Source organism: Natronococcus sp., assembly GCF_047921035.1.
GTDB lineage: Archaea > Halobacteriota > Halobacteria > Halobacteriales > Natrialbaceae > Natronococcus.
Genome location: NZ_JBLRWX010000016.1, coordinates 11,537 through 37,993 on the forward strand (window position 1 = coordinate 11,537; position 26,457 = coordinate 37,993).

Genomic DNA, 26,457 nt, shown 5'->3' on the forward strand with positions numbered 1-26,457 from the left:
TGCAAAAGCGTTCGCCCGCAGTCGATCGAACGGAGAAGACGTCGCTGGAAGATCGCCGGAAAAACGAACCGCGAGAACGAAACGTCGTCTAGATGTACTGGATGATCTCGGGCAGCTCGAGCTTCATACCCTTGCGCTCGCGGATCTCCATGATCTTCTCGCGCTGGAGCGAGTCGGACATGACCTCGAAGCCGGCGTTCTCGGTGTTCCAGGAGGCACGGCCCTCGGTCGCGGAGCGGATGTCGCTCGCGAAGCCGATCATCTCGCCGACGGGCGCGATCCCCTCGACGACCATCAGATCGCCTTCCTGGTACATGTCGTCGACGCGGCCACGACGACCCTGGATCTCGCCGGAGGCGGCGCCCATGTGGTCGTTGGGGACGTCGATACGGACGTCCTGCATCGGCTCGAGCATCTTGATGCGGCCGTCGATCAGGGCGTTGTGGAGCGCGTTTCGAGTTGCCGGGATGACCTGTGCCGGACCCCGGTGGATAGTGTCCTCGTGGAGCCTGGCGTCGTGCAGCCGGATGAGCGTCCCCTGAACCGGCTCGTTTGCGAGGGGACCGTTGTTGAGGGCGTCCTCGAATCCCTCGATTACGAGTTCCATCGTCTCGTTCAGGTGCTGGATACCTTTCGTGTCGTCGATGAGGATGTTCGTCCCGTGGATGTGCTCGACTTCCTGGGAGTCATCCTTGTCCATGCCGGCGTTCTGCAGGGCTTCGCGGCGCTCCTGTTCGGGCATATCCATCGACGCCTCGCCGAGTTGGATCGCCTCGACGAGTTCGTCCGACATCGGCTCGATGGAGACGTAGAAGCGGTTGTGACGGTTCGGCGAGATGCCTTCGATCTCGTCGCTGGGTTCCTGGGGCTGCTCGCGGTAGACGACGATCGGTTCACCGGTGTTGACCGGAATACCCTGATTCTTTTCGATACGCTGGGTGATTACTTCGAGATGAAGTTCTCCCTGTCCGGAGATCAGGTGCTCGCCGGTCTCCTCGTTGATCTCGATCTGGATCGTCGGGTCCTCTTTGGAGACCTGTCGAAGGGTTTCGATCAGCTTTGGCAGGTCGTCCATACTCTTCGCCTCGACGGACTTCGTAATGACCGGCTCGGAGATGTGCTCGATCGACTCGAAGGGCGTCATCTCGACGCTCGAGACGGTCGAGCCCGCGATGGCGTCCTTGAGACCGGTGACGGCCGCGATGTTCCCCGCCGGAACGTTTTCGACTTCCTCGCGCTCGCCGCCCATGTAGATCCCGACGGACTGGACGCGGTTCTTGCCCGCGGTACCGGAGACGTACAGCTCCTGGCCCTTCTCGAGGGTACCCGAGAAGACGCGACCGGAGGCGATTTCGCCGGCGTGGGGGTCCATACCGATGTCGGTGACCATGAAGACGACCTCGCCGGTCTCGTCGACCAGTCGCATCCCTTCGGCGAGGTCCGTCTCGTCGTCACCGCGCCAGATGCGCGGAATACGACGAGGCTGGGCGTTGACCGGGTTGGGGAAATGCTCACAGACCATGTCGAGGACGACGTCCGACAGCGGCGTGCGCTCGTGGAGCTCCTGGCGCTTGTCCGAGCGCTCGAGTTCCATGATGTCGCCGAAGTCCATGCCGGTTCGCTGCATCGAGGGCATCGAGACGCCCCACTTGTACAGCGCGGAACCGAAGCCGACGGTGCCGTCCTCGACGGAGACGGTCCAGTCCTCGATGTCGTCCATCTCCTCGGTCATGCCGCGGATGAGTTCGTTGACGTCGTTGATGACCGAGACGAGGCGACGCTGCATCTCCTCGGGCCCCTCCTGAAGCTCGGAGATGAGGCGGTCGACCTTGTTGATGAACAGGGTCGGCTTCACGCCCTCGCGCAGCGCCTGGCGGAGAACGGTCTCGGTCTGGGGCATCGCACCCTCGACGGCGTCGACGACGACCAGCGCACCGTCGACGGCACGCATCGCTCGGGTGACGTCGCCACCGAAGTCGACGTGGCCCGGCGTGTCGATGAGGTTGATGAGGTGGTTCGTCCCCTCGTACTCGTGGGTCATCGAGACGTTCGCCGCGTCGATGGTGATCCCACGTTCCTGCTCGTCCTCCTCGGTGTCCATCGCGAGCTGTTCGCCGGCGGTCTCGTCGGAGATCATGCCGGCACCAGCGAGAAGGTTGTCGGAGAGGGTCGTTTTTCCGTGATCGACGTGAGCGGCGATGGCGATGTTCCGGATGTTCTCCGGTTCGTCCATCAGCCGTTCACACTCTTGGACGATCTTCTTGCGTCGGCCCATATACCCCCCAATACCGGTAGCGGGGTCAAAAGGGTAGTGTTTCGTCGCCGGGGGGAATTCGCCGCGTTTCCCGCTCTAGAGCGACGAAAGACTAATTTGCGTGAGTGAATAGCACACAGTAATGGTCGGCACGAGGGACTGCCGACGGGCGTAAGAGCCATACAGTCACGGCCCGTGATACGGCTACACATGGATATCCGAGTGAACGGCTCGGGCCCGACCGCCCCCTTTCTCGGGGCCCGCGACCTGTTCGAGACCGAGTACGACCTTTCGCTTCCGGTCGACGTCGAACTGTGCGAGGACCCCGACGTTCGCACCTGGGCCGGCCACTACGACGACCGACACGTCCTGAACATCTCCCGGCAGGCCGCCTCGAGCGCGATGGCCCGCGAACTCGCCCTCCACGAGTTCGCCCACATGGCAAGATACGAGCAGAACCACCCCTCCCACACGCAGTCGACCGAAGAAGTGCTGTATCTCGCACTCGCCGGCAAGAGCGTCGAACGGCGAAAGCTCACCCACTGCTACCAGATCGCAAACCACATGAAAGACATCTACGCCGACGACATCACGCTCTCGGTCGGCCCCGGCGAGAAACTTCTCTCGTTTCTCGAGTCGAGCCTCGCGGCCGCGGTCGTCGACCGGCCCCGGAGCCCGCCACGAACCGAGCGAACGAGACTCTCGGCGAGCGCCGATCCCGAGATCACGGCCGTCAATGCGGCGTTCGCGCTGGCGCTTGCGGAACGACACGACCTCGTCGAGCCCGATCACCGTCTGTACGATCTCGCCCACGTCGCCGCGGTGGACGCCCCCGACGTTCCGTTCGAGGCGTTCAAACGCCGGTTTCGGGAACTCGCTCGGGATCCCGACTCGAGCAGCTACCGACAGGTCCTCGTCGACGCGACGCGAGCATACGTCGGCGACGGAGACGCCTCGAGCGAGGCGTGACGTCGCCGTCGTCAGCGACCCGAACGTTTAATGTTTTACACCTCATTAGTATGGAACATACTGGCAATGCTCTCCGAGACAGATGCTCGCGGACCGGACGACGCGTTTATCGAGGAACTATCGCGACTGAAACGCCGCGGAGCGAGCGTCCTCGTCGTCGGGTCGGCCCGGGCGAGCCAGCAGGCCAAAACCTGCCGCCGGCTGCTCGGCCACGCCACGGATCGTCCGCGGCGACGCGTTTTGGTTTCGACGACCGGCGAGAGCGCACCGATCGAGTCGCTGGTCGACGAAACCCCCTCGGATAGCCACCGAATCGTCCGACACGAGATCGACGTCCGGAGCACCAGCGCCGCCTCGAGCGAGCACGGACCGGGACCAGCGCCGTCGATCGACGTTCCGGTCACAAGTACAGAAACGCTGGCCGACCTCGGGATCGAGATCTCGAGCGCGATCGAGTCGTTCGAGAGCGCCGCGGACGGCCTCGAACCCTCCGAGCTTCGGATCGGCGTCGACTCGCTGCTCCCCCTGCTCGAGACGTACGGCACGGAACGCGTGTTCCGGTTTATTCATCTCACCAACGGACGGGTGCGGAAATCCGACGGCATGATTCACTATCGGCTCCCCGTCGAGCGCGAGAGCGAGGTCGTTTCGATTCTTACGCCGCTTTTCGACGTCGTCGTCGAACTGCGGACCCACAACGGCGTCTGTCAGGAACGATGGTCGCTCAAGGGCGAATCGCTGTGCTCGGGCTGGATTTCGACGCAACAGCTGTAACGAGAGTATGTCGGCTGGAGACGCACTGTACTCGATGGCCGGTACTCGGGACGGAACGACGGGGCAGGTTCGCGGATGAAACCGACGTTCGAGCCGACAGCCGACGGACTCGAGATTATCGACCGGATCGAACGCCACCGGTATCGGTTGACAACTCACGACCCGGTGTCGCTCGAGCCCGCCGATACCGACGAGATTCAGTATCCGGTTGATTCGGCGGTCAAAATCACGACCGATACGCTCACGCTTCCGACGACTCAGTACGTATACGTCCGTGACGATACCGGGGCGATGGTCGCCGAAGTGAAACCGGACGAACAGACGTGTCTGCCCGAGGGAGAGTATACGCTTGATCTCTCGGGACCGCTAAAGGTCTATGCTCGCGTCAATAGTTCTCTCCAAGTATACTCCGATCCAGAGCGAACACATATCACGCTAGACGGACCATCGTCGGTGATATTCGGCGCACGTTCCTATCACACTCGTCCCTCGCAAACAATTACGACTACAGCAGCACCGACTGACGTGATGCATGCCGTATCGGCGTTTGGCTCGGCGTTGAAAACAACGACTGCAGAGCGCTCGTATCCAACTCTACGCGGACACCCGCCTGCGGTCGAATTAGGGGACGAATTGGACGTTCCTGACGGACTGACGGTTCCGGACACTGGTATCAAAATTGGAGTTCCAGAGAAACTCGAACGGATCTTCGTCGTTTCCCCACTGGTGTACTATCTTGGAGCAGAAATCGTACCAAGCACCGAACCTCTCTTATTAACTGACGAAGGATATACTCATACTCTCGTCGGGCCGGAGGGATTCGAAAAGACTGTCGAACGAATCCTCGAGCAAATTTTCTTTCTTGATACAGTTGTAAGGACAGAAGGAACGACACCACTTCCGCTTCAGAAACGAGAAGAGATAGAGCCGTTATTCAACCATAGTATACAAAACATATACGAGCAGCCGTTAGTTAAGCAAATCCGAAGCTATCTCCGGATTCCCTTCTCCGAGTTGGAAGCAGCGATTCCGAACTGGCGATTCGAAACACATATCGGATCGAGACCAGAGGTAACCGAATTTCTTCCATTTATTGCTAATGATCTCGCGGCAGTCAGAATAAACGAAACAAAAAAGCAGCCACCGACCGTTTCAGAGGAAGCGCAAACGATCTCCGACTTTACTCGAAGCGGTCGCACTCGAAATACGGAGCAGGCCCGAAATACGACACCAGAATCAACTCGAAATGATACTTCTGCATCTCCATTAATACGACAGTTATGGAATAGTTCGAACGGTGGTAATATCGCCAGCACAGCGCCATTGGAGGCCTTTAAAAATAGTATCGGTAGAACTCCTCATGATGATCCAATCGATATTGAAGTCGTTTGTAATGACAATACCATGAGTGAGGAATCCGAATTCGTCAACGATACCTATGGTGATCGAGACGAACTACCGTTCGACGTTACAGTTCATCACAATATATCTACAAGTGAATTTAAAGAGGTACTGGTGACGAAGAGCGACTTCCTACATTATATTGGACATATCGACAAAGATGGTTTTCGATGTGAGAATGATAGATTGAGTGGATCAGAAATCAAAAAGTCGAATATAAAAGCGTTCTTTCTAAATGGATGTCAGTCATATACGCAAGGCCTTCGTCTGATTGAGGCAGGAAGTGTCGGCGGAATCGTGACACGTGGTAATGTCGTTAATAGTGGGGCAGTTGAGGTCGGAAATGCTATTGCAAAACTCCTGAACCAGGGGTTTCCGTTGTATGGCGCATTAGACATCGCTCAGAACGAAACGTTAGTCGGTCAGCAGTATTACATGGTGGGTGACGGCAAGACCACGATTGCCCAATCTGACCTCGAAGCACCTAATGTATGTAGTATAGAGAAGCGGAATGGAAAGTACTTAATGAATATGAAGATATATAATTCTATCCAAGCAGAAAAAGGTTCGATAAGCACCCCCCATCTGGGTTCGATTAACAGCTACTATGTTGTGCCTGGTGAAACGGGCCAAATGTCCATAGAAGAACCACAGCTTGAGGAGTTTTCTAATCAAGGGCAGTTTCCAATAATAGTCGACGGGAGCGTTTACTGGAGCGACAACGTGACGATCAGTTCGTTGTGGTAATTACGGGCCAGTGTAGGTTGAGTTGTTTGCCGCGACTGTACTGACCTGCGAAATGGCCAGCAGCATCGTGAACAGGACGCCGATCATTCGTGGGTGCTTCTTCAGGTAGTGGGTCAGGTCCGTCATGGTACACGTAGACCATTGTGCCGGCAAGTAATGAATTTATTTTAATATAACTTACAAGGAAATCATAGATCCATTCTGTATTTTGAAGTTCTAAAAGGTCAAATGAATATAAATAATCCCCCTATGTAGGATGCATAATACATAATGGCGTGTTGAATATATAACAGGGTGACTGCCGAAACCTGCACTCTCTGACGACAATGAACCCGATGTTCGAGCCGACTGAAGATGGCATAGAGGTTATCGATATGACTGAGCGGAGGCGGTATCAGCTCATCACTGACAGCCCAGTCCAACCAAAAGAAATTGAAGAAACAACGATACCGTATCCAATCGATAATGCGGTCGAGATCACGACCAATGCCCTCACACTCCCGGCAAAAAGTGCAGTGTATGTTTACGACAGAGCAGGGGTGATGCTCGCGGAGTCGGATCTGCACGGCAAAACAGTTCTTCCAGGAGATGAATATTCGCTCGATATTTCTGGGCCGATAAAATTGTATGCGAACGTCGATAGCAGCGTCGAGATCTCTTCAGACGTAGAACGGACGCGTATCGAGTTCGGTGGTCCGACAAAAGTAGTTCTCGGCGCACGATCCTACCATACTCAGCCGGCAGGATCGATTATGACGACGACTAATCCGAAGGACGTTATGCAAGCTGTATCAGCGTTTAGCTCGGCACTCAAAACAACGAGGCCCGAACGCTCCTATCCTACGCTTCGCGGTCATCCCCCAACAATAGAAGTCGGTCAAAAGTTGGACGTTCCCTCCCAGTTCGACCCACCAGAAACGGGAATCAGTATCGAAGTACCGGATGATCTCCGCTCGATATTCGTCGTTACGCCGCTTGCGTACTATCTCGGAGCGACGGTCCGACACGGTTCTGCTCCGCGCCTCGTAATGGGGTCAGGCCAGACGTTCTCCTTATCCGGAGACCGAGGCTTCGAATCTATCGTCGAGCGTCTATTAAAGCAAACGCTCTTTCTCGATTCGCTCGTTCGAGTGGCAGGCCCCTCATCGAACCCCCTTCAAGAACGACACGAACTCGAGTCGGTGCTAGCGCTCGATATGGAGTCGATATACAACCAGTCGCCAGCCGAGCGACTTCGAACGTATCTCGACGTTTCGTTCGGGGCAATCGAACCATATCTCCCTGACTGGCGTACGTCCGTGCTACACTCCACGGAAGACGAGATTCCGTATCTACCGTTTTTAGCTCAGGACCTCACAGTCGTTAAAACCGAACCGGGCCGGCCCAGGAGTACTGAAAGTGGCCCAGCAGCAGGGACAGTTCGAAAGGACACGACCGCATCTACCGAAGCGAACTCCTCACTAGACCGAAGCATCGAACAGTGCTGGACCGATGGACGTCTCCCGGACATCACGGCCAAGGTACCGCTTTCGGCGTTTTACAACGACATCAACAGGACGGTCCGAGCCGATCCGATCGAAATCGAGGTTGTCTGTAATGATCCGGAAATGGGAGAAGAACTCGTGGCCCTCTATAGCACGTACGGCAATCGAGAGGATCTTTCGTTCGAAGTCACGACACACTACGAGCTTACCGTGTCTGAACTAGCAGCAGTCTTCGAACAAACGAGCGATTTCGTCCACTACATCGGCCATACAGACGGAAAGGGGTTCAGATGTACCGACGGCCATCTCGACGCTTGGTCGCTCGAAGACGTCGGCATGGATGCTTTCTTGCTCAATTCCTGCCAGTCGTACGACCAAGGAACGGCACTCCTTGAAAAGGGAAGCATCGGTGGAATCGTAACATTAGAAGATATCGACAATATCGATGCCATACATACAGGAAGCACGATTGCACAGCTACTGAATCAGGGGTTTCCTCTCTACGCAGCGGCTAACATTGTGCGTGAGGAGTGTGCTGCTGGAGAAAACTATCAGATCATCGGTAAGGGAACTACGGCAGTCTCTCAGTCCAGAGCAGGTCTACCGATACGGTTCTCGATTTCACGAGATGGAGAGCGTCACCAGTTCTGTCTAAAGGTGTATACGAAGTCCAGGTTCCAGATTGGCGGCACGTATCAACCACATCTCAGTTCAACGGACGCGTACCATCTGATACCGAAGGAGATCGGACCAGTTCAAACCGTGAAATCGGATCTCCCGAAGATCACCGACATGAGCGAGGCTGTCGTCCTTCTGGAGGATGGTATCAAAATGGGCGACGAAATCAAATTCAAAGATATAGATCTCTTCAGTTAGTAGCAACGGCTGTACAGTCCGTTCTAAAAGTCAGAAAATAAAGCGCCTTAGCGTGCGGCGGCCGCGACGCGTTCCTTCTCCTCTTTCTGACTGATCGCGTACGTCTGCACGTCGTAGTTAGCCGCGCCGACGAGCTGGTTTGCGATCGCTTCCGGAACCGACGTGGAGGTCTTGAACGAGTCCTTGTAAACGCCCTCGGCAAGCATCATCAATGCCTGGTCGACGCGACGCTGCGGAGCGACGTCGACCGCCTTCGGCACCGAGATTCCGCCGTACTTCAGTCGAACCGTCTCCTCGCGCGGCGCGGCGTTCTCGACGGCCGTCACGAGTACCTGCACCGGGTTCTCCTCGGTGCGCTCGTGAACGAGCTCGAACGCGTCGCGGACGAAGTTCAGCGACTGCTGTTTCTTGCCCGTGTTGTCCTCGGTCTGCATGAGGCGGTTGATAAACCGCTCGACGATCGAGATCTGGGACTTCTTGAACTGCTTGCTGGCGTGACGGCCGGCGGTGTGAGCGACCGGCGTCACCTGGATGTAGCGTTCGGTCGAGGGATCGGCGTACTCGATCTCGCCCATCTCCCACGTTCCGAACAGCTTCGCGGAGACGTCCGCGTCACCCGCTGGCGCGTCGGGGTCGGGTTGGTCTTCTGCAGCCATCGTTATCGCACCGGTTTCTCAGCGTTACCGCGAACCAGTTCGATGAGCGAGACGCCGTTGACCTTCTCGACCTTGTAGTTGACACCCGACAGGTCACCCATCGCGCGGCCCTTCGCTCCGCCGATACCGGCGATGGTGACTTCGTCGTGTTCGTCGATGAACGAAATCGCGCCGTCACCGGGACAGAACGCGGTGACCTGTTTTCCGTTCTTGATCAGCTGCACTCGGACACACTTTCGGATCGCCGAGTTGGGCTGTTTCGCTTCGATGCCGACCTTTTCGAGTACGATACCTCGAGCCTGTGGGGCCCCCTCGAGGGGGTCGGACTTCTCGCGAAGTCCACGGGCGCGGCGCGCGTAGTCCGAGTCGGACCACCGCTGGTTCTGGCGGTCCTTCTTGAGCTTGCGCGCGGCGTACTTGCCGTTTGCCATGCTCGTCGCTATCGGTCGGAGACACTTAAGCGTCCCTGTTTGGAGACGGGATTACGCCGCGAGAACGCTCGATTGGGGGTAACGAAGGATTCTGAGGGCGTTTCGTCGCTCGAGAAAACCTCTCGAAGGGTCGGAGTTAGATCAGCTGGACGTCGTCGATATCGAAGTGTCTGTCGGCGAGTCGTCGAGCGACGTCGATCGTTCGGCCGTCGCTGCCGATCGCGACGCCCCGATCCTCCTCGGCGACTTCGACGTAGGCGACGGTATCGTCGTTTTCGCTGATCGTGACGTTGTAGACCGCTGCCGGTCCGAGCGTGTTCGCGACGAACGTCTCGGGGTTGTCGGCGTCCTCGACGAGGCGAACCGACCGATCGACTTGCGTTTCGAAACGACGGACGGTCCGACCGTCGGGACCGATCGCATCGCCCATCCGACCGCTTTCGACGACAACGATCAACCGCTCCTCGCCGTCGCGTTCGTCGACGAGACAGTCCTGGCCGGCGACGTCCGTTACGTCCTCGAAGCGGGCGAGATACTGCCGAGCGTCGTCGTCGAGGGTTACCGCCATCGATCAGTCCGCTCGGCTATCGCTGCTGGAGGTCGTCGACCCCATCCGCAGATCGACGTCACCGGTGCCGAGCTTGATCGGTTTGCCGACGATGACGTTCTCCGTGACGCCGTCGAGATCGTCGACTTCGCCGTGGATCGCGGCGTTGAGCAGGTGGTTGACCGTCACCTCGAACGCCGCGCGGGCGAGGACCGAGTCCTTCGAACCCGAGATACCGTGGCGGCCGATCGACTCGATCTCGCCGCGGTTGGTCATCATGTCCGCGACCAACATCAGGTGGCGGACGTTCACGTCGTCGAGGCCCTGTTCTGCGAGCGTGTTGTTCGTCTCCTCGATGATCGCCTCGCGGGCAGCCTCGATCCCGAGATTGCGGTGGATCTCGTGGATGTTGTTACACGTCGATCGGGAGGCGTCGACGCCCTCGATTTCGAGGGCGTCGCCGAACGCCGAGCCCTCGGTGTAGAGGACGAACTCCTCGTTGCCGTCGTCGAGTTCCTCCCGTCGGATGACGACCCGGGAGATGTCCTCGATCCCCTTGAACGTGATCTCGCGCAGTTCCTCGACGAGCTGGAGCAGGTCCCGGTACGATGGCTCCTCGGGACCGAACTCGATCTGGGTTCCCTGCTGGATCGCCTTGACGCCGAGGTTATCCTGGATGATCTCGGCAACTTCCTCGGGCGTGATCATCCGCTCCTGGAGGGTGTCCTCGTTGAGCGAGATCTGGACCCGCATGTCCGCGACGTTCGTCGAGACGTCACCCAGCGCGAGGATCTTCGTCGCCTCGATCTTCCAGACGACCTCGTGGGCCTTCTCGCGCTCGGTGGCGTACTCGTCCTCGAGGTGGATCGTCATCATCGGCGTGTCCGGGGTCTTCCGGGCGTCGACCAGCTCGATCAGCCGCGGCAGCCCCTGCGTGACGTCGATCTCCGCGACGCCAGCGTAGTGGAACGTGTTCATCGTCAGCTGCGTTCCGGGTTCGCCGATCGACTGTGCGCTGACGGTGCCGACGGGGTCGAGGGGATCGACGCGCGTATCGAGGTATCGCGCTTCGACCGCTTTCGCGAGTTCGTCAGCGTCCTCGACAGTGGCGTCGCCGCGGCCCTCGAGCGTTTCGTAGACCTTGTCCTTGAGCCGGCGGGGAAGGTCGGTGTCCTCGACGACGGCGATCGTATCGTCGTCGACGGCATAGTCGACCTCAGTCATCGGAGGTCACCTCCGTTCCCTCGACGAGTCGGTCGTCGGCGTGCTCCGAGAGGTTCGTCGGCTCGGTCCTGATGCCGAGGAACTCATCGCGCTGTGCGTCGGATTCGAACTCGGAGTCGAGCACCCGGTCGGCGATCCGTTCGACGTCGATGTCGTTGTCGTCGCCGGAGGAAACTTTGACCGGCGACGTGCCGTCCTCGCCGAACTCGAACTGGACGATGGTGTCCGAGGTGTCCCGGACGGTGCCGTCGTACTGCGTCTCGAGCTCGGAGAGGGCGTTGATCAGCCGGCGCTGGAGGTATCCCGACTTCGAGGTACGGACGGCGGTGTCGACCAGTCCCTCGCGGCCGCCCATCGCGTGGAAGAAGAACTCCCGCGGGGTCAGCCCGCTGGTGTAGGAGTTCTCGACGAAGCCGTGAGCCTCGGCCGAGAGGTCGTTCGGCTTGTAGTGGCTGAGGGTACGGTCCTCGTACCCGCGGTTGATTCGCTCGCCCCGAACCGCCTGCTGGCCGACTGCGCCGGCCATCTGGGTCAGGTTGAGCATCGAACCGCGGGCGCCGGATTCGGCCATGACGACCGCCGGGTTGTCGTCGTCGAAGTGTTCGTCGGCGATGTTCCCGGCGTTGTCACGCGCACGCGAGAGCGTCTGCATGATCTTCATCTCGAGGGTCTCGTCGATCGTCCGGCCGGGCAGGCTCTCGAGTTCGCCCCGCTCGTAGGCCTCGATAAGCTCCTCGACGCGGTCGTTGGCGTCCTCGATCGTCTCGTCGATTCGGGCCTGTGCTTCTTCGGGGATGGTCTCGTCGTCGATCCCGATCGAGAACCCGAAGTGCATGATCGCCCGCATCGCGAGCGTCGAGACCTCGTTGATGAAGATCCGGGCGCGGGTGTTGCCGTAGACCTTCGTGATCGTGTCGACGATCTCGCCGCCGAACTCGCCGACCTCGTCCTCGGCGATCGTTCCCTCGATGAGCTGTCCGTCCTCGACGACGACGTCGTCGCCGACGGTACCGGTGAACTCGAGGCTCAAGTCGTCAGGGAGCAGCTCCGAGAAGACGTCGTACCCGGTCCAGAACGGCTCGTCCTCGTCGTCGATGCCGCTGGGTTCGGGCAGTTCGTCGATTCGGGTCGCACGCAGCAGGTCCAGCGCCTGGGTCTCGTTGAACCGGGGGTTGTCGTGGGTCAGCAGGTACATCCCCGAGATGTGGTCCTGGATGGCGCCGATGATGTTCTCGCCGAAGCGCGGGCTCAGGATCTGCTCCTGAACGCGCATGAGGACGCGGGCCTCGGCTCGGGCCTCCTCGTTTTGCAGCGCGTGCATGTTCATCTCGTCGCCGTCGAAGTCTGCGTTGTACGGGGGACAGACGACGGTGTTCAGCCGGAACGTCTTGTACGGCATGACCACGACCTCGTGGGCCATGATCGACATCCGGTGCAGCGACGGCTGCCGGTTGAAGATGACGATGTCGCCGTCGACGAGGTGGCGATTGACCTCCCAGCCGGCATCGACCTTCTCGGCGAGCTGTTCGCAGTTCTTCTCGGTCACCTTCAGTCGGCGACCGTCGGGACGCCGGACGTAGTTCGCGCCGGGGTGGGCTTCGGGGCCGTTCGAGACGTACCGGCGAGCCTCCTCGACGTTGCGCTCGGTGACGTTCATCGTCTGGGTCATCTCGCTGGCGACGCGGTCGGGGACGCCGACCTCGTTCAGCGAGAGGGTCGGGTCCGGCGAGATGACGGTTCGGGCCGAGAAGTTCACGCGTTTCCCGGACAGCGAGCCCCGGAACCGACCCTCCTTGCCCTTGAGTCGCTGGGAGAGGGTCTTGAGCGGACGGCCGGAGCGGTGACGGGCCGGCGGCGTCCCCGAGATCTCGTTGTCCATGAACGTGGTGACGTGGTACTGCAACAGCTCCCAGAGGTCCTCGATGATCAGCTGGGGCGCGCCGGCCTCGCGGTTCTCCATGAACCGCTGGTTGATCCGGATGATGTCGACCAGCTTGTGCGTGAGGTCGTCCTCGGAGCGCTGGCCGTTGTCGAGGGTGATCGACGGCCGCGCGGTTACGGGCGGTACGGGGAGGACGGTCAGGATCATCCACTCGGGGCGGGATCGCTCGGGGTTGATCCCCAGAACTTCCATGTCCTCGTCCGGGATGGCCTCGAACCAGTCACGGATGTCGCTGGGCATCAGCTTGTTCGTGTCCTCCTCCGTGAGGTCGATGTCCAGGGCCTTCTCGATGGCCTTGCGCTGGCTCTCGCGCGGGCGGAACGAGCCCGAGAGGATTTCGTTGATCCGACCGATGTCGATCTCGGTCTTCTCGGCGAGTTCGTCCGGCGTCGTCCGCTCGACGCCGGCCTCCTCGTCGCCCTGCATCGCGCCGGCGATACGCTGGGAGTACTCGCTGGTCAGGACCTGCTGGACCTCGTAGTAGGTCGTCGGCTTCTCGTGGTCGATGTCGTACTGGATCTCGCCGCAGTGGGGACACCGATCCTTCTTTCGGGCCTGCCGGATGGCGGCCTTCGTGACGTCGTTCAGGTCGCGGCCGAGCTTCCGGGAGTCGTCGATCTGATCGTAGAACTCCCCGCGTTCGTCCTCGGTCAGCAGGAGCCGCGAGCACTCCCGACAGGTCCCCCGCAGGAGCCGACGAATAAGCTTCGTGAAGCCGACGTGGATGACGGGCGCGGCCAGTTCGATGTGGCCGAAGTGACCGTTACACGAGCCGGAGTGCTTCCCGCAGGTCTTACACTCGAGTCCGGGGTCGATGACGCCCAGCCGGGGGTCCATCAGTCCCATGTCGATGGGGAAGCCGTCGTCGTCGTAGGTGTCGGCCGTGATGATCTTCGTCGCGCTCATCTCCCGGTACTCCTCGGGCTCCATGAGCCCGAAGTTGATCGATCCGATGTCTTTTGGTGTGCTGTTTTGCATGGTGGGTTAGACGGCGTCCTCCAGTTCCAGTCGCGGCGCGATACCCAGCGCCTTCATCTCGTCCAGCAGGAGCTTGAACGCGTAGCTCATCTCGATCTCGTGGATGTCCGTCTCCTCGTCGCAGTTCGGACAGTAGACCCGGCGCTGTTCGACGTTCTCGACCGCGCTCATCCCGCACTGGCCGCAGATGTGGATGAACTCGCGGTCGGACTCGTCGAGCAGTCGCTCCTTCAGAGTCATCGCGGCACCGTGGCCGATGAAGACGTCGCGTTCCATCTCCCCGATACGGAGTCCACCCTCGCGGGCGCGACCCTCTGTCGGCTGGCGGGTCAGCACCTGCACCGGGCCCCGGGAACGGGCGTGGAGCTTGTTCGAGACCATGTGGTAGAGCTTCTGGTAGAAGATGATCCCGACGAAGATTTCGGCCTCGATCTTCTCGCCGGAGATCCCGGAGTACATCGTCTCCTTGCCGGCGGAATTGAATCCGTTTTGCTCGAGTCCCTCGCGGAGTTCGTCCTCGTCCTCGCCGAGGAACGGGGTGCCGTCGACGCGACGACCCTCCATGGCGCCGAGCTTGCCGCCGATCATCTCGAGGATGTGACCGACCGTCATCCGCGACGGCAGGGCGTGGGGGTTCAGAACGAGGTCGGGCACGACGCCCTCCTCGGTGAAGGGCATGTCCTCCTGGGGTGCGAGGTGGCCGACGACCCCCTTCTGGCCGTGGCGGCTGGCGAACTTGTCCCCGAGTTCGGGGATCCGTTCGTCGCGCACGGAGACCTTCGAGAGCTTCGAGCCGTCCTCGCCCTCCATCAGCGTGACGGTGTCGACGACTCCGGACTCGCCCGAACGCATAGTGACGGAGGTCTCGCGGCGCTTCTGGGGCGAGAGACCGCCCATGTCGTCGGGTTCCTCGAGGAACCGCGGCGGGCTCGTCTTCCCGAGCAGGACGGAGTTCTCGTCGACTCGCGTCTCGGGGTTGACGAGACCGTCCTCGTCGAGGTGCGTGTACGCTTCCTCGCCGCGGGCACCGCGGACGTCCTGGCTCGGAATCTCGAAGCGGTCCTCCTGGCCGCCCGGGTAGCGTCGTTCCTCGCCCTCGTAGGTCCGGAAGAAGTGCGAGCGGGCGAGCGCGCGTTCGACGCTGGCCTTGTTCATAACCAGCGCGTCCTCGATGTTGAACCCCTCGTAGCTCATGACGGCGACGACGAAGTTCTGGGCGGCGGGTCGCTCGTCGAAGCCGATCTGCTCGGTGGTCTGGGTCTTGACCATCGAGAGCTGCGGGTAGTGCAGCAGGTGCTGGCGCGTGTCCGGACGGATCCGGTAGTTCGCGCTCGGCAGTCCGAGCGACTGCTTGATCATCCCCGCACCCATCGTAATCCGGGGTGAGGCGTTGTGCTCGGGGTAGGGGATCATCCCCGCACCGATCCCGAAGATCAGCTGCGGATCGATCTCGAGGTGGGTGTGATCCTCGTCAAGGTCGTCCTCGTCGACGGCGACGTAGATGTCCTCCTCCTCCTCGGCGTCGATGAACTCGATGTAGCCGTGCTCGACCAGGTCCTCGAACTCGAGGTCGCCGTCCTGGAGCGCCTCGAGTTCCTGGTCCGAGATACGGGGTTCGCCGTCCTCGACGACCAACAGCGGTCGCCGCGCGCGGCCGGCGTCGGCGTTGACGATCACTTCTCGGGTGCGCTCCTTGACGGAGACGTTGACCATCTCGCTGACGTCGCCGATGCGTCGCGCTTCGCGGATCTGTTCGGCCAGTTCGTGCGGATCGGGATGGGTCCCCACCAGCGACCCGTTGACGTAGACTTTCGCTTCTCGTTGTTGGCTGCTCATTGTTGATCAGTCGTCTGCGGTCGATCGCTCGATACCCTCGAGACCGGGGATCCCCTCGACGCCCATCGAGGCGAGTTCGCGTTTGAGTTCCTGTTCGTCCTCGATGTTCTGGGAGAGCTCCATCGCCTGGGCGAAGTTCTTCACCAGTCCACAGTTCGGCCCCTCCGGCGTCTCGGAGGGACAGATGCGACCCCACTGGGTCGCGTGCAGGTCTCGCGCCTCGAAGTGTGGCTGCGAGCGACTGAGCGGACTGCGCAGTCGGCGCAGGTGTGAGAGCACGCCCATGAAGTCGGTGCGGTCGACCAGCTGGGAGACGCCGGAGCGGCCGCCGACCCAGTTTCCGGTCGCGATCGGGTGCTCGAGACGTTCGGTCAGCACGTCCGAACGGACGACGGTGTTGACCGAGAGCTGTCGGTTGCGCATGTTCGCGCGCTCGAGCTGGTATTTGACGTCCCGGGCCAGCTTGTTCAGCGCGGTCCGGAACAGGTCCCGCATCAGGTCGCCGCTGACCTTCAGTCGCTTGTTCGCGTAGTGGTCCTTGTCGTCGGCCTCGCGGCGACCGAGCGCGAGCTCGAAGCAGGCCTCGGCCATCCGACAGAGGTAGTGAGCCTTGTTGATCCGAACGTCCTCCTCGTCGACACCCTCCTCGTGGAGGTGTGGCAGGAGGTAGCGGTCGATGACGTAGTTGGCCCGCTTGAGCTGGTAGTTCTTCCCCTGGCCGGAGGCGACGCGCTTTCCGAGCTCCTCGATCGCCTCCTCCTCGGTCTGGACCTCCGCTTCCTCCAGGTTCTCGAGCATGTACTTGACGACCTCGGGGTCGTTCGAGACCTTGTGGACGATCTCCTCGTCGCTCTCGAGGCCCAGCGCCCGAACGAGCGTGACGAAGTTGATCGATCCCGACACCGACGGGAACGAGACCTCGAGCAGCCCGTTCCGGGTTCGCTCACACAGCACGAGTGCGCGGTAGCCACGGCGCTGCGAGAAGGTCTTCGCGACCTGGATCTCGTCACCGTACTTGGTGTCGTACTCCGCGAGGATCTTGTTCGGCGCGAGGTCCTCGCTGGTCATCAGCACGCGCTCGGAGCCGTTGACGATGAAGTAGCCGCCGGGATCGGCGGGGTCTTCGCCGATCTCGATCAGCTCCTCGTCGCTGAAGCCGGCGATGTTACACTTGTCGGAGCCGACCATGATCGGCATGCGGCCGATCTTCGTCTCGGTCGAGTCGACGACCCGCTGGTCGCCCTCCTCGCCCTTGACGATCGACATCTCCATGAAGACGGGCGCGGAGTAGGTGATGTTCCGGAGTCGGGCCTCCTGAGGGTACAGCAGCTCCTCGGAGCCGTCGGCCTCCCGAACACGGGGCGTGACGACGCGGACATCGCCAAGCTTGACGTGTACCGGTTCCTCGCCCTCCTTGTCGCCGATGTCGGTGTCGATCGTCTCCTTCTCGTCGACGACCTCCTGCATCCCTCGGTTGAGGAAGGCGTTAAACGATCGGTAGTGGTGTTCTGCGAGCCGTTCCTTCGAGAAGTATTCGCGCGAGATGTCCCGTCGTTTCGAGCGATCAAGTTCTATTGACATTTATTCTACCACAAGTCGGTATACGACTGCCTGGTCGGTTGTGCGTGAGTTCCGAACGATCTTGATGACGTCGCCGACTTCCGCCTCGTCCGGGAGAGCGGAGTCCTTGCGCTTGATTTTCGGTAAGTCTGTGCGGTCGATGTCGTACTCCGAAAGAACCTCCTCGAGGACGTCCTCCTCGAGGACGGTGTGTTCCGGAACGAGTTCGTGTTGGCTTACGTCTACCATGTGTTGGTGCGGGCTATCGGGAGAGAAGCGGCTGTCACGAGATACTACAGGCACGTAGCGGCGGGACGCATTTAACGGTTACTAACTCGACTCAAAAGCGCGGCTATCCGGCCTGGCGAACTTGACCGGAACTATCTGTCACGTTCGTACGTAGCCCGTTCTCGGTTATATTCCTTGTGGGGAGTGAAAGTGGACGCCTCTGGAGCGGACGTGTCCCGGTTCGTCCTACCACACGTTTCACGATTGGAAAGCCTTAATACTCTCACCGGGAAACGGAGAAATGCGTCGCAAGACGCCGCAAGCAAGCCCGGATGGTGTAGTGGCCCATCATACAACCCTGTCACGGTTGTGACGCGGGTTCAAATCCCGCTCCGGGCGCTTTCTTGCGACTTGCCTGCCCGGATGGTGTAGTGGCCCATCATACAACCCTGTCACGGTTGTGACGCGGGTTCAAATCCCGCTCCGGGCGCTTTCTCAATATCGCGGGCGGTCCGCCTGCTGTGTTACGAACAACTTGAACAGACGGGTTCAATCAAGTGCGTTCATGGTTTTCCAGAATCAGTAGTCGTGGCCATCCCTATTATTAAACCAAATTACATCTATAGTTACGAACCACGATGCGGAACTCGAAAGAGAAGGGAGACGAGACAGAAATTAAAATCGCTTCACGGCTCATAGAAGCCGGATACAGCGTCTCGGTCCCGTTCGGTGACAACGATAAGTACGATCTCGTAGTCGATGATGGAGTGACGTTACATCGAGTCCAGTGTAAGACCGCGTGGCAGAACAAACCACGAACGATCCGATTTAACACCCATTCACAGACAACCAAGAACGGAGAGTATCACGAACAGACCTACCGAGAGGAAATCGACGCGTTCTGTGTTCGGTATCCGGAAACGGATCAGCTCTACTGGATATCGGTTAACGAGGCGACAACACAAAAGATGGAGCTCCGGTTCGATGCTGCTATCGACCATCCGTCGATTAACTGGGCAGCCGACTACGAGTTCAGCGAGAACTGTCCCTGATCGTATGATCGGCTGTTTCCGTCACGTTTGTCCAACCTGATCCGTTCTCGTTCCTACCAGATCGGTTCACTTCCACTCGAGGGCGCCCTCCCAGCCACCGACCGACGACCGTCTCGTGAGGTGTTCGGCGAAAGACATCTCAGTTCGGTAGCCGGTTTCGAGATTCCTCGAGCCGGCGTTCGATCGGTCGGCGTACCGATAACGGCTATCCGACGACGAGTTCACCGATCGGGTATCAGCCCGGTCGAGAGTCGTATCTACAGACAACCACCGCAGGCCGAATTTATCGAAAGGCCGTGAGTTAAGACGCCGTGAGTGAAAGGGAAGCGGCATGGTTCACGAAACCGACTCGAGTCGCGACCGGAGCCGTCGAGCCGTTATCGGAGCCGTCGGCGCTACGGGCTTGGGACTTGTCGGCAGCACGTCGGTCGGCGCCTCGAGCGACGGCGATCCGACGCCGATCGACTCGCCGACGGTGATCGAAGAGCCGGGCGAATACGAACTCGTCGCGGACCTCGAGCCGGAGGAACTCGACCAACGGGGCTGTATCGTGGTCAATCTTCAGGACGAACACGGAGAGTTCACTCTGTACGGGAACGGTCACACGATCGATTTAGGTAACATAACGTCCGGTTCGTTCGATCCAGGACGTATCGACCCCAGTTGCATCACTCTTAATCGACCCCCGCGGAACAGCCCCTGGGGTCCGAACCGATCCGTGGACTGGGATACGACGATCGAAAACGTCGAACTCCGCGGCGGGTACTGTGGCATCTTCTCGAGGATAGGCGGCGGGGGAAGGTTTAGCGAAATCACGGCTACGGAAAATGAGAACGGACTCTGGTTTGCTTCCGATACGGGTCGACTCCGAGACTGTACGATAACGGAGAACTATCGAGGAGTGTACGTGCAAGCGAGTGTCCAAGACTGGGGACGCCGTTCGGAAATAGACGTGGAGAACTGTACGGTGGAGGCGAACGGAACCTGGTACCCGTCTCCGGGAAGGGACAAGGGACATGGGATTTGGGTTAGTCATCAATCCGACGCGCAGATCGGATCCAGCCGTATCGTCGGAAACGGCAACGGTATCCAGGTCTCGGCCTGGGACGCGAACGCAGTCATCGAGGGGAACCACATCTGCTACAACGATCAGTACGGGATCGAAGGCCAGCTATATCTAGCCGACGACGACGAGCGGGAGTCGCCCAGACAACCTCGCGTTCAGGCGACGGGCAATTACTGGGGTACAGCTAATGGCCCTTCGAGTCGCCTCAGCCAGAACTACCGACACGGTCGAGGGGTGAGACGGGAACTCATCGAACCCGACGAACCGTTTACGGACCCCGAGACCGGACGGCCGGCAGACGGCGACGGCGACGCCATTTCCGAATCCCTCGAGTCCGGCGTCACCAACGTCTACTTCGATCCGTTCTCCGAAACTCCCCTCGAGGACGTCGGCGATCGTCGCTGAGACGCGACTCGACCTGCTCGCTCGAGCGCGTTCGCTCGAGAGCCGAGCGCTGACCGCGCCGCGAACTGTACGGCCGAAAACATCTCGTTCCAGCATCCCGTTTCGAAATCGGCTCCAGCGTGCGTTCAGCCGATTGGCGTACCGATGGCGGCCATTCGACACCGTCTCTCCTGGTGACTGTCAACCCAAGCAAGAGTCGTATGGACAAACAATCACTATAGCTCGAATTTATTGCAAGGTCGTGAGTTAAGACACCGTGAGTGAAAGGGAAGCGGCATGGTTCACGAAACCAACTCGAGTCACGATCGAACTCGTCGCGCTTTCATCGGAGCCGTCGGCGCTGTGGGTCTGGGACTTGCCGCCAGCACGTCGGTCGCCGCCTCGGACGACGATAGTCCGACGCCGATCGACTCGCCGACGGTGATCGAAGAGCCGGGCGAATACGAACTCGTCGCGGACCTCGAGCCCGATTCGCTGGACCAGCCAGCTTGCGTCGTCGTGGACTCCGACGGCGTTACGCTCCGTGGAAACGCCCATACGATCGACGTCAGCGAGGCGACGGTCGAGCGCTTCGGACGACCCGCACGCCCGAGCGGTATCGTCGTCAATCCGGATCCTGGCGGTCAGGAAGTAAACTGGGAGACGACTATCGAGGACGTCGAACTTCGCGGTGGGAACGCGGGTATCTACGCGCAGCTCAGTCTGGGAGGGCGCTACAGGAACATTACTGCCGCCGAAAACGACAGCGGATTCGAGTTCTACGTCGACGGTGGGACCCTCGAGAACTGTCTCGTCGAGGACAACTGGAGAGGCATCCATCTAGACGGGAACCCCGATTTTTGGGGTGGATCGGACGCGGTTCTGGAAAACTGTACCATGCGACAAAACGGACGCGAGGGGGACGGTGAGAGAACGGGGGCGGGGATCCACGTTGGCCACGGGAGCCGAGCGAGTATCGACTCCGGTCGGATCGTGGGCAACGGCAACGGTATCACTGCGTCCGCCTGGGAAACGCACACAGACGTCTCGGAGAGCCACATCTGTTACAACGACCACTACGGTATCGAGGCCGGTACTGAGCAGGGGTTCGAAGCGGACGACGAGTACTGGCCGCCCATGCAGGGAACCGTCGACGCGACGGACAACTACTGGGGAGCAGCTAACGGCCCCTCGAGTCGCGTCACCGTCGAGTGGCGCCAGCGGGTCGAGGAAGCGGACGAACCGTTCATGGATCCCGAGACGGGACAGCCGGCAGACGGCGACGGCGACGCCATCTCCGAATCGCTCGATGCGGGCGTCTCTAACGTCTACTTCGATCCGTTCTCCGAAGTTCCGCTCGAGGACGTCGGCGCCCAGCGCTAAGAATCGACGCGGCGGGAGGTCCGATCAGCGTAGTCGGTCGTCCCACGCGATCCACTCCTGCTCCCAGCCCGTTCGCGACTCCGCCCGTTGCCGAGCGTACTCGAGGTCCTCACGGTTCGTCCGATTCCGTTCGACGGCACCCGATTGCTCGCCCTCGAGCAGGAGCGGATCGAACGAAACCGCCTCGAACACCTCGCTCGAGCCGTCGGCGTCGACGGCCGCGAGTCGCTGGGGCTGGGTGCCGCGAGGGAGAACGAGCCGGCCGCCGTCGGCGAGTTGATCGAGCAGCGGTCGCGGCGGGTCGACCGCGGCCGCCTCGAGCAGGATCCGATCGAAGGGAGCGTACTCCGGGAGTCCGTTCGCGCCGTCACGGCGATCGACGAGCACGCCCTCGTAGCCGGCCCGCTCGAGGTTGGCTCGCGCTTCGGCGACCAGGGGGCGCGAAATATCGACGGCGTGGACGCGCTGCTCGCCGACGATCTCGGCCGCCACAGCCGCCGTGTAGCCGACGCCGGCGCCGACGATCAACACGTCGTCGCCGTCCTCGAGGGCGAGCGCCTCGAACAGGCGGGCGACCGTACTCGGCGCGAGGACGCGAGTCTCGAGGACCTCGTGCTCGCGATCGGCGTAAGCCGAGTGGTCGTCCTCGAGGAAGGCGTGGCGGGGAACGTCCCGCATCGCGATGGCGACGGCCTCGTCCGTGAGAACCCCCTTGGCGGGGGATTCGAGGCCGTCGACCATGTCCTCGCGGAGTACCGCAGGGTCCATACCCGGGGTAGCGGACGGAGCATTATCAACTACGCGCCCGCCCGCGCAACGACGGACTACTCCCCTCGCATTCGAACGAACCGAACGCCGCCGTGTTCGCTGCGCTCGAGGCTCCCGTCTCCGCGCTTCTCGGCCAGCACCAGTGTCTGGAAGCCGGTTCCGACCGGTGCGAGCAGCCGTCCGCCGGGCCGGACCTGCTCGACGACCGAATCCGGAAACGACGGCGTCGCGCAGGTGAAGTACGCCGCGTCGTAGGGTGCGTGGTCGGCCCACCCCTCGCGGCCGTCGCCGACGCGAATCGAGACGTCGCCGTATTCCGTCTCGGTGAGCCGTTCTCGCGCCTGCTCGGCGAGGTCCGCGCCGTACTCGACGCTGTAGACGTGCTCCGCGCCGACGAGCTCGGCAGTGACGGCGGCGTGGTAGCCACAGCCGGTGCCGATCTCGAGGACGTCCTCGCCGGGCTCGAACTCGAGCCGGTCGGCCATGATCGCGACCATGTGGGGCGCGCTGATCGTCTGGCCGTCGCCGATTGGAAGCGGTTGATCCCGGTAGGCGTCCCCGCGCCGATCGGGCGGGACGAACTCGTGGCGCGGAACCGCCCGGAGGGCCTCGAGGACCCGGTCGTCGTCGACCCGGTCTGCGACCGTTCGAACCATTCGCTCGCGAGCGGTCTCGTAATCGTCGTCGGAGCCGTCGGAGCTGAATCGATCGAACATGGCGGAACCTACGGGCTCGCGGACAATAGCCTGTGGGACGCAACTGCATGCCAGTTCTTCGTTCGGACGACCGTTCGACTACCAGGCCGACCAGGCGCTGGTCTGCTCGTCGTAGGCGTAGACCCGCTTGAGGTCCTTCGCGATCCCCGTGTCGCCTTCCATCTCGTAGCGGTCCCGGTCGTACCCCGAGGCGTCCTTGCGGACGACGAAGGCGTCGATCTCGAACTCGTCGTCGCCGAACTCCTCGATCGAGCCGACCTCGAACTCGTAGTCGCCGGGGACGTAGACGGTGATGCTCCGGCTGTCGTCCCGGGAGCCGTCCTGCGGGTGAACAGTGACGTTGACAGCCACGTTGTCGACCTCGCGGGTCCAGACGGTCTCGACGTCGTCGACGTCGGCCTCCTCGACGCGGCGGTGGCCGCCGAGTTCGACGCTCGTAACCCGGACCGTCGAGAGCACCTCGTCGGTTTCGAGAATGAACTCGTCGCCGACCTCGACGGTCTCGTCTTCGGGCGCGGTGACGTTCGCGGTGAACGACTCGCCCTCCTGAGAGACGACGACGTCGAGGGTGACTTCGCGTTCGGGATCGGGCTGTACCTTGTGGACGTGACTGCACTCGCTGCAGCGAACCGTAAGCGCCCCGCCGCCCGCCGTCAGTACCTCGTGGACCGTCTCGAGGTCCGGCGAGCACGACGGACAGGGCGTCGGGATCCGGTCTGGAACGTCGTTCATAACACGCCGTAGACGCCACGGCCGTAAAAGGCGATTGGACCGCGTGTGGACCCGTTACTGGCTCGCACCGTCGCCGATCGGTGCCGACGCGTCGGAGTCGTCACCCGCTCCGATTCGGCGTCCCCGCTCGAGGACGGCGCGATCCCACTTCGTTCCGGGAAGCTCGATCACGGTGCCCGCTCACGGCTCGTCGCCGTTCGCCGTCGGGAGGTCTACGACCTCCCCATCCGCCCACACCGTCGGCTCCCGGACGATCCCGTCGAGGTGGATCGGCGCATCGACGTCGCCGCCGATCCCCGCGTCGTCGCCGATCGCGATGTGAACCGTGCCACCCGCTTTCTCGTCCAGCAGGACGGAGCCGACGAGGTCGGTGACCGCGACGTTCGTGCCGATGCCGAGTTCCGCGAGGTTGTAGGCGGCGTCGCCAACTTCCTCAGCGGCGTTCTCGACCGTCTCGCGGATCTCGTCGTCGGAAATCTCGGTGACGAGTCCGTCCTCGACCTCGAAGCGAAGCTCCTGGCCGTCCTCGAGCAACCCGTGAGGTCGCATCGTCCCGTCGACGACGAACGTCCCGTCGGCCGTTTCGGGGCTGACGAACACCTCGCCCGCGGGGAGGTTCGACATCTGGCCGGGCTCGTGGACGATCCCGGTATCCGAGAGGAACTCCCGGTCGCCGATCCCGAACGTGATGTCGGTGCCAGCGGGTGCGGTGACCCGGATCTCGCCGGCGCCGTCGACCTGCTCGCGCACGTCGGCGGAGTGGGCGGCGATCGCCTCGTAGTCGGCGTCCAGCCCGGTCGTAAAGACCTCCTCGGTGATCCCCGGCAGCGTGGCGACGCGGGCGCCGGCCTCGTTCGCGTCGCCGCGCGCGCGGGTGTGACTCAGGCTCTTGCTCGTCGGCGCGAGGACGACGTCGGCGCCGGCCATCGCCGCTGCAACGGGTTCCGGCGGTTCGCTCCCGTGGGTCTCGCCGGGCGGGTAACGAACGATGACGGCGTCGTCGGTAACCGCGCTCGCGACCTCGTAGATCGCCTCGCCGATCGGCTCCCGTTTGTCGTCGGTGACGACGGCGCAGGATTCGTCTGACTCGAGCGCGAGACACTGTCGGACGGCCGTCTCGGCGGCCGCGCGAAGGTCGGACATACCCGATGCTGGGACCAGCGGGCCGAAAGGTCTTGCTATCGGTTACAAGAGGACGCTACTCGGCCGCGTCCTCGAGGGCCTCGATCGCGACCAGGGGCTCGCCGGTGAGCGCGCGGACGTAGGCGCCGCCGGCGATCGAGACGTGTCCGAAGTCGTCCTCGTCGAGCCCGTACATCTCGATCGCGCGGGAGGTGTCGCCGCCGCCGACGACCGAGAAGCAGTCGGTCTCGGCGATCGACTCGAGTACCGCCACGGTGCCGTCGGCGAATCGTTCGTCCTCGAAGACGCCCAGCGCGCCCTTGACGAAGACGGCCTCCGACTCACGGACCAGGTCGGCGTACGTCTCTGCAGTGTCGGAACCGACGTCGAGGTACGAGGTCTCCTTCTCGAGGCCCTCGACCTCGGTTTCGGCACGCTCGTCGTCCTCACCCTCGTAGGCGAGATCGGTCGCGAGGTACAGCGAGTCCTCGTACTCCTCGAGGATGCGTTCGATCGTCTCCTGTTGCTCGTCCCACTGCTCGTCGAAGAAGTCGGTTCCCTCGACGTCGTAGCCGACGTCGTGCCCCGCGGCTCGTAGGAAGAGTTCACCGACGATGCCGCCGAGACAGAACCGGTCGACGGTGTCGTCAACGCCCTCAATAACTGGGATCAGATCTTCGGCCTTGGTACCGCCGAGCGCCATCGTGACGGTGCCGTCGAACTCCCGCTCCTGGATCGACGAGTTCGCGGTGTACTCCTGTTCCATCACGCGACCCGCGTAGGCGTCCATCACGCGCGGGAAGCCGACCAGCGAGGCGTGGGCGCGGTGGGCCGCCGAGTAGGCGTCGTTGACGTAGGCGTCGAACTCCGGCGCGAGGGTTCGTACGAACTCGGTGTCGGCCTTGACCTCGGGCTCCTCCTCGGGAAGTTCCTCGTCGCACATCCGGGCGTTCTCGAGGACGAGCACGTCGCCCCTCTCGAGGTCGTCGATCGCCTCGAGGGCGTCGTCGCCGAAGGTATCCGCGACGAAGTCGACCTCCCGCTCGAGGTGATCGGCGAGGATGTCGGCGTGTGCCTCGAGCGAGACGAACGTGTCGCGACCGGGTCGGCCCTGGTGGGCCAGCACGGCGACGGCGTGGCCGTCCTCGAGCAGTTCTCGAAGGGTTTCGGCGTGGCGCGCGAACCGGCGGTTGTCCTGGACGGTTCCGTCCTCGATGGGCGCGTTGAGGTCGAGACGAACCAGCAGCCGCTGCTCGGCGTCGAGATCGTCGATCGTCTTGAACATACCGAGAGGGCGTGTCGAACGCGCTTAAAGGTTAAAGTGGCA

At 61.5% G+C, this 26,457-nt stretch carries 21 protein-coding genes and 2 tRNA genes; 9 read left to right on the forward strand and 14 right to left on the reverse strand.

Annotated features, from left to right (window positions below):
* Positions 1-88: 88 nt before the first annotated feature.
* Positions 89-2,275, reverse strand: coding sequence for an elongation factor EF-2 (locus ACNA7R_RS05340; RefSeq protein ID WP_416282525.1), 2,187 nt, complete (start codon positions 2,273-2,275; stop codon positions 89-91).
* A 189-nt stretch (positions 2,276-2,464) separates the two neighbouring features.
* Here ACNA7R_RS05340 and ACNA7R_RS05345 point away from each other — a divergent pair, with 189 nt between their 5' ends.
* The 4 genes from ACNA7R_RS05345 (at position 2,465) to ACNA7R_RS05360 (ending at position 8,505) form a co-directional block, all read left to right on the forward strand.
* Positions 2,465-3,223, forward strand: a complete 759-nt coding sequence (locus tag ACNA7R_RS05345; protein WP_416282526.1) for a DUF5781 family protein — start codon at positions 2,465-2,467, stop codon at positions 3,221-3,223.
* A 66-nt stretch (positions 3,224-3,289) separates the two neighbouring features.
* Positions 3,290-3,997, forward strand: coding sequence for a hypothetical protein (locus ACNA7R_RS05350; RefSeq protein WP_416282527.1), 708 nt, complete (start codon positions 3,290-3,292; stop codon positions 3,995-3,997).
* 75 nt (positions 3,998-4,072) lie between these two features.
* A complete protein-coding gene (locus ACNA7R_RS05355) occupies positions 4,073-6,145 on the forward strand; it encodes a hypothetical protein (protein WP_416282528.1) in 2,073 nt (690 codons plus the stop codon).
* 326 nt (positions 6,146-6,471) lie between these two features.
* Complete coding sequence (locus tag ACNA7R_RS05360; RefSeq protein ID WP_416282529.1) at positions 6,472-8,505, forward strand: hypothetical protein; 2,034 nt, start codon at positions 6,472-6,474, stop codon at positions 8,503-8,505.
* Positions 8,506-8,552: 47 nt separating this feature from the next.
* Here ACNA7R_RS05360 and ACNA7R_RS05365 read toward each other — a convergent pair whose 3' ends face one another.
* The 8 genes from ACNA7R_RS05365 to ACNA7R_RS05400 all read right to left on the reverse strand — a co-directional run bounded on the left by ACNA7R_RS05365 (position 8,553) and on the right by ACNA7R_RS05400 (position 17,928).
* Positions 8,553-9,161, reverse strand: coding sequence for a 30S ribosomal protein S7 (locus ACNA7R_RS05365; protein WP_416282531.1), 609 nt, complete (start codon positions 9,159-9,161; stop codon positions 8,553-8,555).
* Between the two features lie 2 nt (positions 9,162-9,163).
* Positions 9,164-9,592, reverse strand: coding sequence for a 30S ribosomal protein S12 (locus ACNA7R_RS05370; protein ID WP_005554545.1), 429 nt, complete (start codon positions 9,590-9,592; stop codon positions 9,164-9,166).
* 136 nt (positions 9,593-9,728) lie between these two features.
* On the reverse strand, positions 9,729-10,160 hold the full coding sequence (locus ACNA7R_RS05375; protein WP_416282532.1) for a NusA-like transcription termination signal-binding factor: 432 nt from the start codon (positions 10,158-10,160) through the stop codon (positions 9,729-9,731).
* A 3-nt stretch (positions 10,161-10,163) separates the two neighbouring features.
* On the reverse strand, positions 10,164-11,363 hold the full coding sequence (gene rpoA2, locus ACNA7R_RS05380) for a DNA-directed RNA polymerase subunit A'' (RefSeq protein WP_416282533.1): 1,200 nt from the start codon (positions 11,361-11,363) through the stop codon (positions 10,164-10,166).
* Positions 11,356-14,283 (reverse strand): DNA-directed RNA polymerase subunit A', encoded by a 2,928-nt coding sequence (locus tag ACNA7R_RS05385; protein WP_416282534.1) that lies wholly within the window; start codon positions 14,281-14,283, stop codon positions 11,356-11,358. Before ACNA7R_RS05385 ends, rpoA2 begins: the two co-directional genes overlap by 8 nt.
* Positions 14,284-14,289: 6 nt before the next feature.
* Positions 14,290-16,119, reverse strand: coding sequence for a DNA-directed RNA polymerase subunit B (gene rpoB, locus ACNA7R_RS05390; protein WP_416282535.1), 1,830 nt, complete (start codon positions 16,117-16,119; stop codon positions 14,290-14,292).
* 6 nt (positions 16,120-16,125) lie between these two features.
* A complete protein-coding gene (locus ACNA7R_RS05395) occupies positions 16,126-17,700 on the reverse strand; it encodes a DNA-directed RNA polymerase subunit B'' (protein ID WP_416282537.1) in 1,575 nt (524 codons plus the stop codon).
* On the reverse strand, positions 17,701-17,928 hold the full coding sequence (locus tag ACNA7R_RS05400; RefSeq protein ID WP_416282538.1) for a DNA-directed RNA polymerase subunit H: 228 nt from the start codon (positions 17,926-17,928) through the stop codon (positions 17,701-17,703).
* 305 nt (positions 17,929-18,233) lie between these two features.
* Here ACNA7R_RS05400 and ACNA7R_RS05405 point away from each other — a divergent pair.
* From ACNA7R_RS05405 to ACNA7R_RS05425, 5 genes are all read left to right on the forward strand, one after another.
* Positions 18,234-18,306, forward strand: a tRNA-Asp gene (locus tag ACNA7R_RS05405).
* 18 nt (positions 18,307-18,324) lie between these two features.
* Positions 18,325-18,397, forward strand: a tRNA-Asp gene (locus tag ACNA7R_RS05410).
* A 148-nt stretch (positions 18,398-18,545) separates the two neighbouring features.
* Complete coding sequence (locus ACNA7R_RS05415; RefSeq protein WP_416282539.1) at positions 18,546-18,959, forward strand: group I intron-associated PD-(D/E)XK endonuclease; 414 nt, start codon at positions 18,546-18,548, stop codon at positions 18,957-18,959.
* Positions 18,960-19,290: 331 nt separating this feature from the next.
* The gene (locus tag ACNA7R_RS05420) at positions 19,291-20,430 is read left to right on the forward strand and encodes a right-handed parallel beta-helix repeat-containing protein (protein ID WP_416282540.1); all 1,140 of its coding nucleotides are present in this window, start codon (positions 19,291-19,293) and stop codon (positions 20,428-20,430) included.
* A gap of 342 nt (positions 20,431-20,772) precedes the next feature.
* Positions 20,773-21,792 carry a right-handed parallel beta-helix repeat-containing protein gene (locus tag ACNA7R_RS05425; RefSeq protein WP_416282541.1) on the forward strand — a complete coding sequence of 340 codons (1,020 nt, stop codon included), beginning with the start codon at positions 20,773-20,775 and terminating at the stop codon, positions 21,790-21,792.
* Between the two features lie 24 nt (positions 21,793-21,816).
* Here the strand turns inward: ACNA7R_RS05425 and ACNA7R_RS05430 are convergent, their stop codons facing one another.
* From ACNA7R_RS05430 to ACNA7R_RS05450, 5 genes are all read right to left on the reverse strand, one after another.
* A complete protein-coding gene (locus ACNA7R_RS05430; protein ID WP_416282542.1) occupies positions 21,817-22,560 on the reverse strand; it encodes a protein-L-isoaspartate O-methyltransferase family protein in 744 nt (247 codons plus the stop codon).
* Between the two features lie 56 nt (positions 22,561-22,616).
* Positions 22,617-23,276: a protein-L-isoaspartate(D-aspartate) O-methyltransferase gene (locus ACNA7R_RS05435; RefSeq protein WP_416282543.1), complete on the reverse strand. Its 660-nt coding sequence runs from the start codon at positions 23,274-23,276 to the stop codon at positions 22,617-22,619.
* A 78-nt stretch (positions 23,277-23,354) separates the two neighbouring features.
* Positions 23,355-24,008 carry an HVO_0476 family zinc finger protein gene (locus tag ACNA7R_RS05440; protein WP_416282544.1) on the reverse strand — a complete coding sequence of 218 codons (654 nt, stop codon included), beginning with the start codon at positions 24,006-24,008 and terminating at the stop codon, positions 23,355-23,357.
* Positions 24,009-24,188: 180 nt separating this feature from the next.
* Complete coding sequence (locus tag ACNA7R_RS05445) at positions 24,189-25,151, reverse strand: aminopeptidase (protein ID WP_416282545.1); 963 nt, start codon at positions 25,149-25,151, stop codon at positions 24,189-24,191.
* A 55-nt stretch (positions 25,152-25,206) separates the two neighbouring features.
* Complete coding sequence (locus ACNA7R_RS05450) at positions 25,207-26,415, reverse strand: phosphoglycerate kinase (RefSeq protein ID WP_416282546.1); 1,209 nt, start codon at positions 26,413-26,415, stop codon at positions 25,207-25,209.
* Positions 26,416-26,457 lie beyond the last annotated feature (42 nt).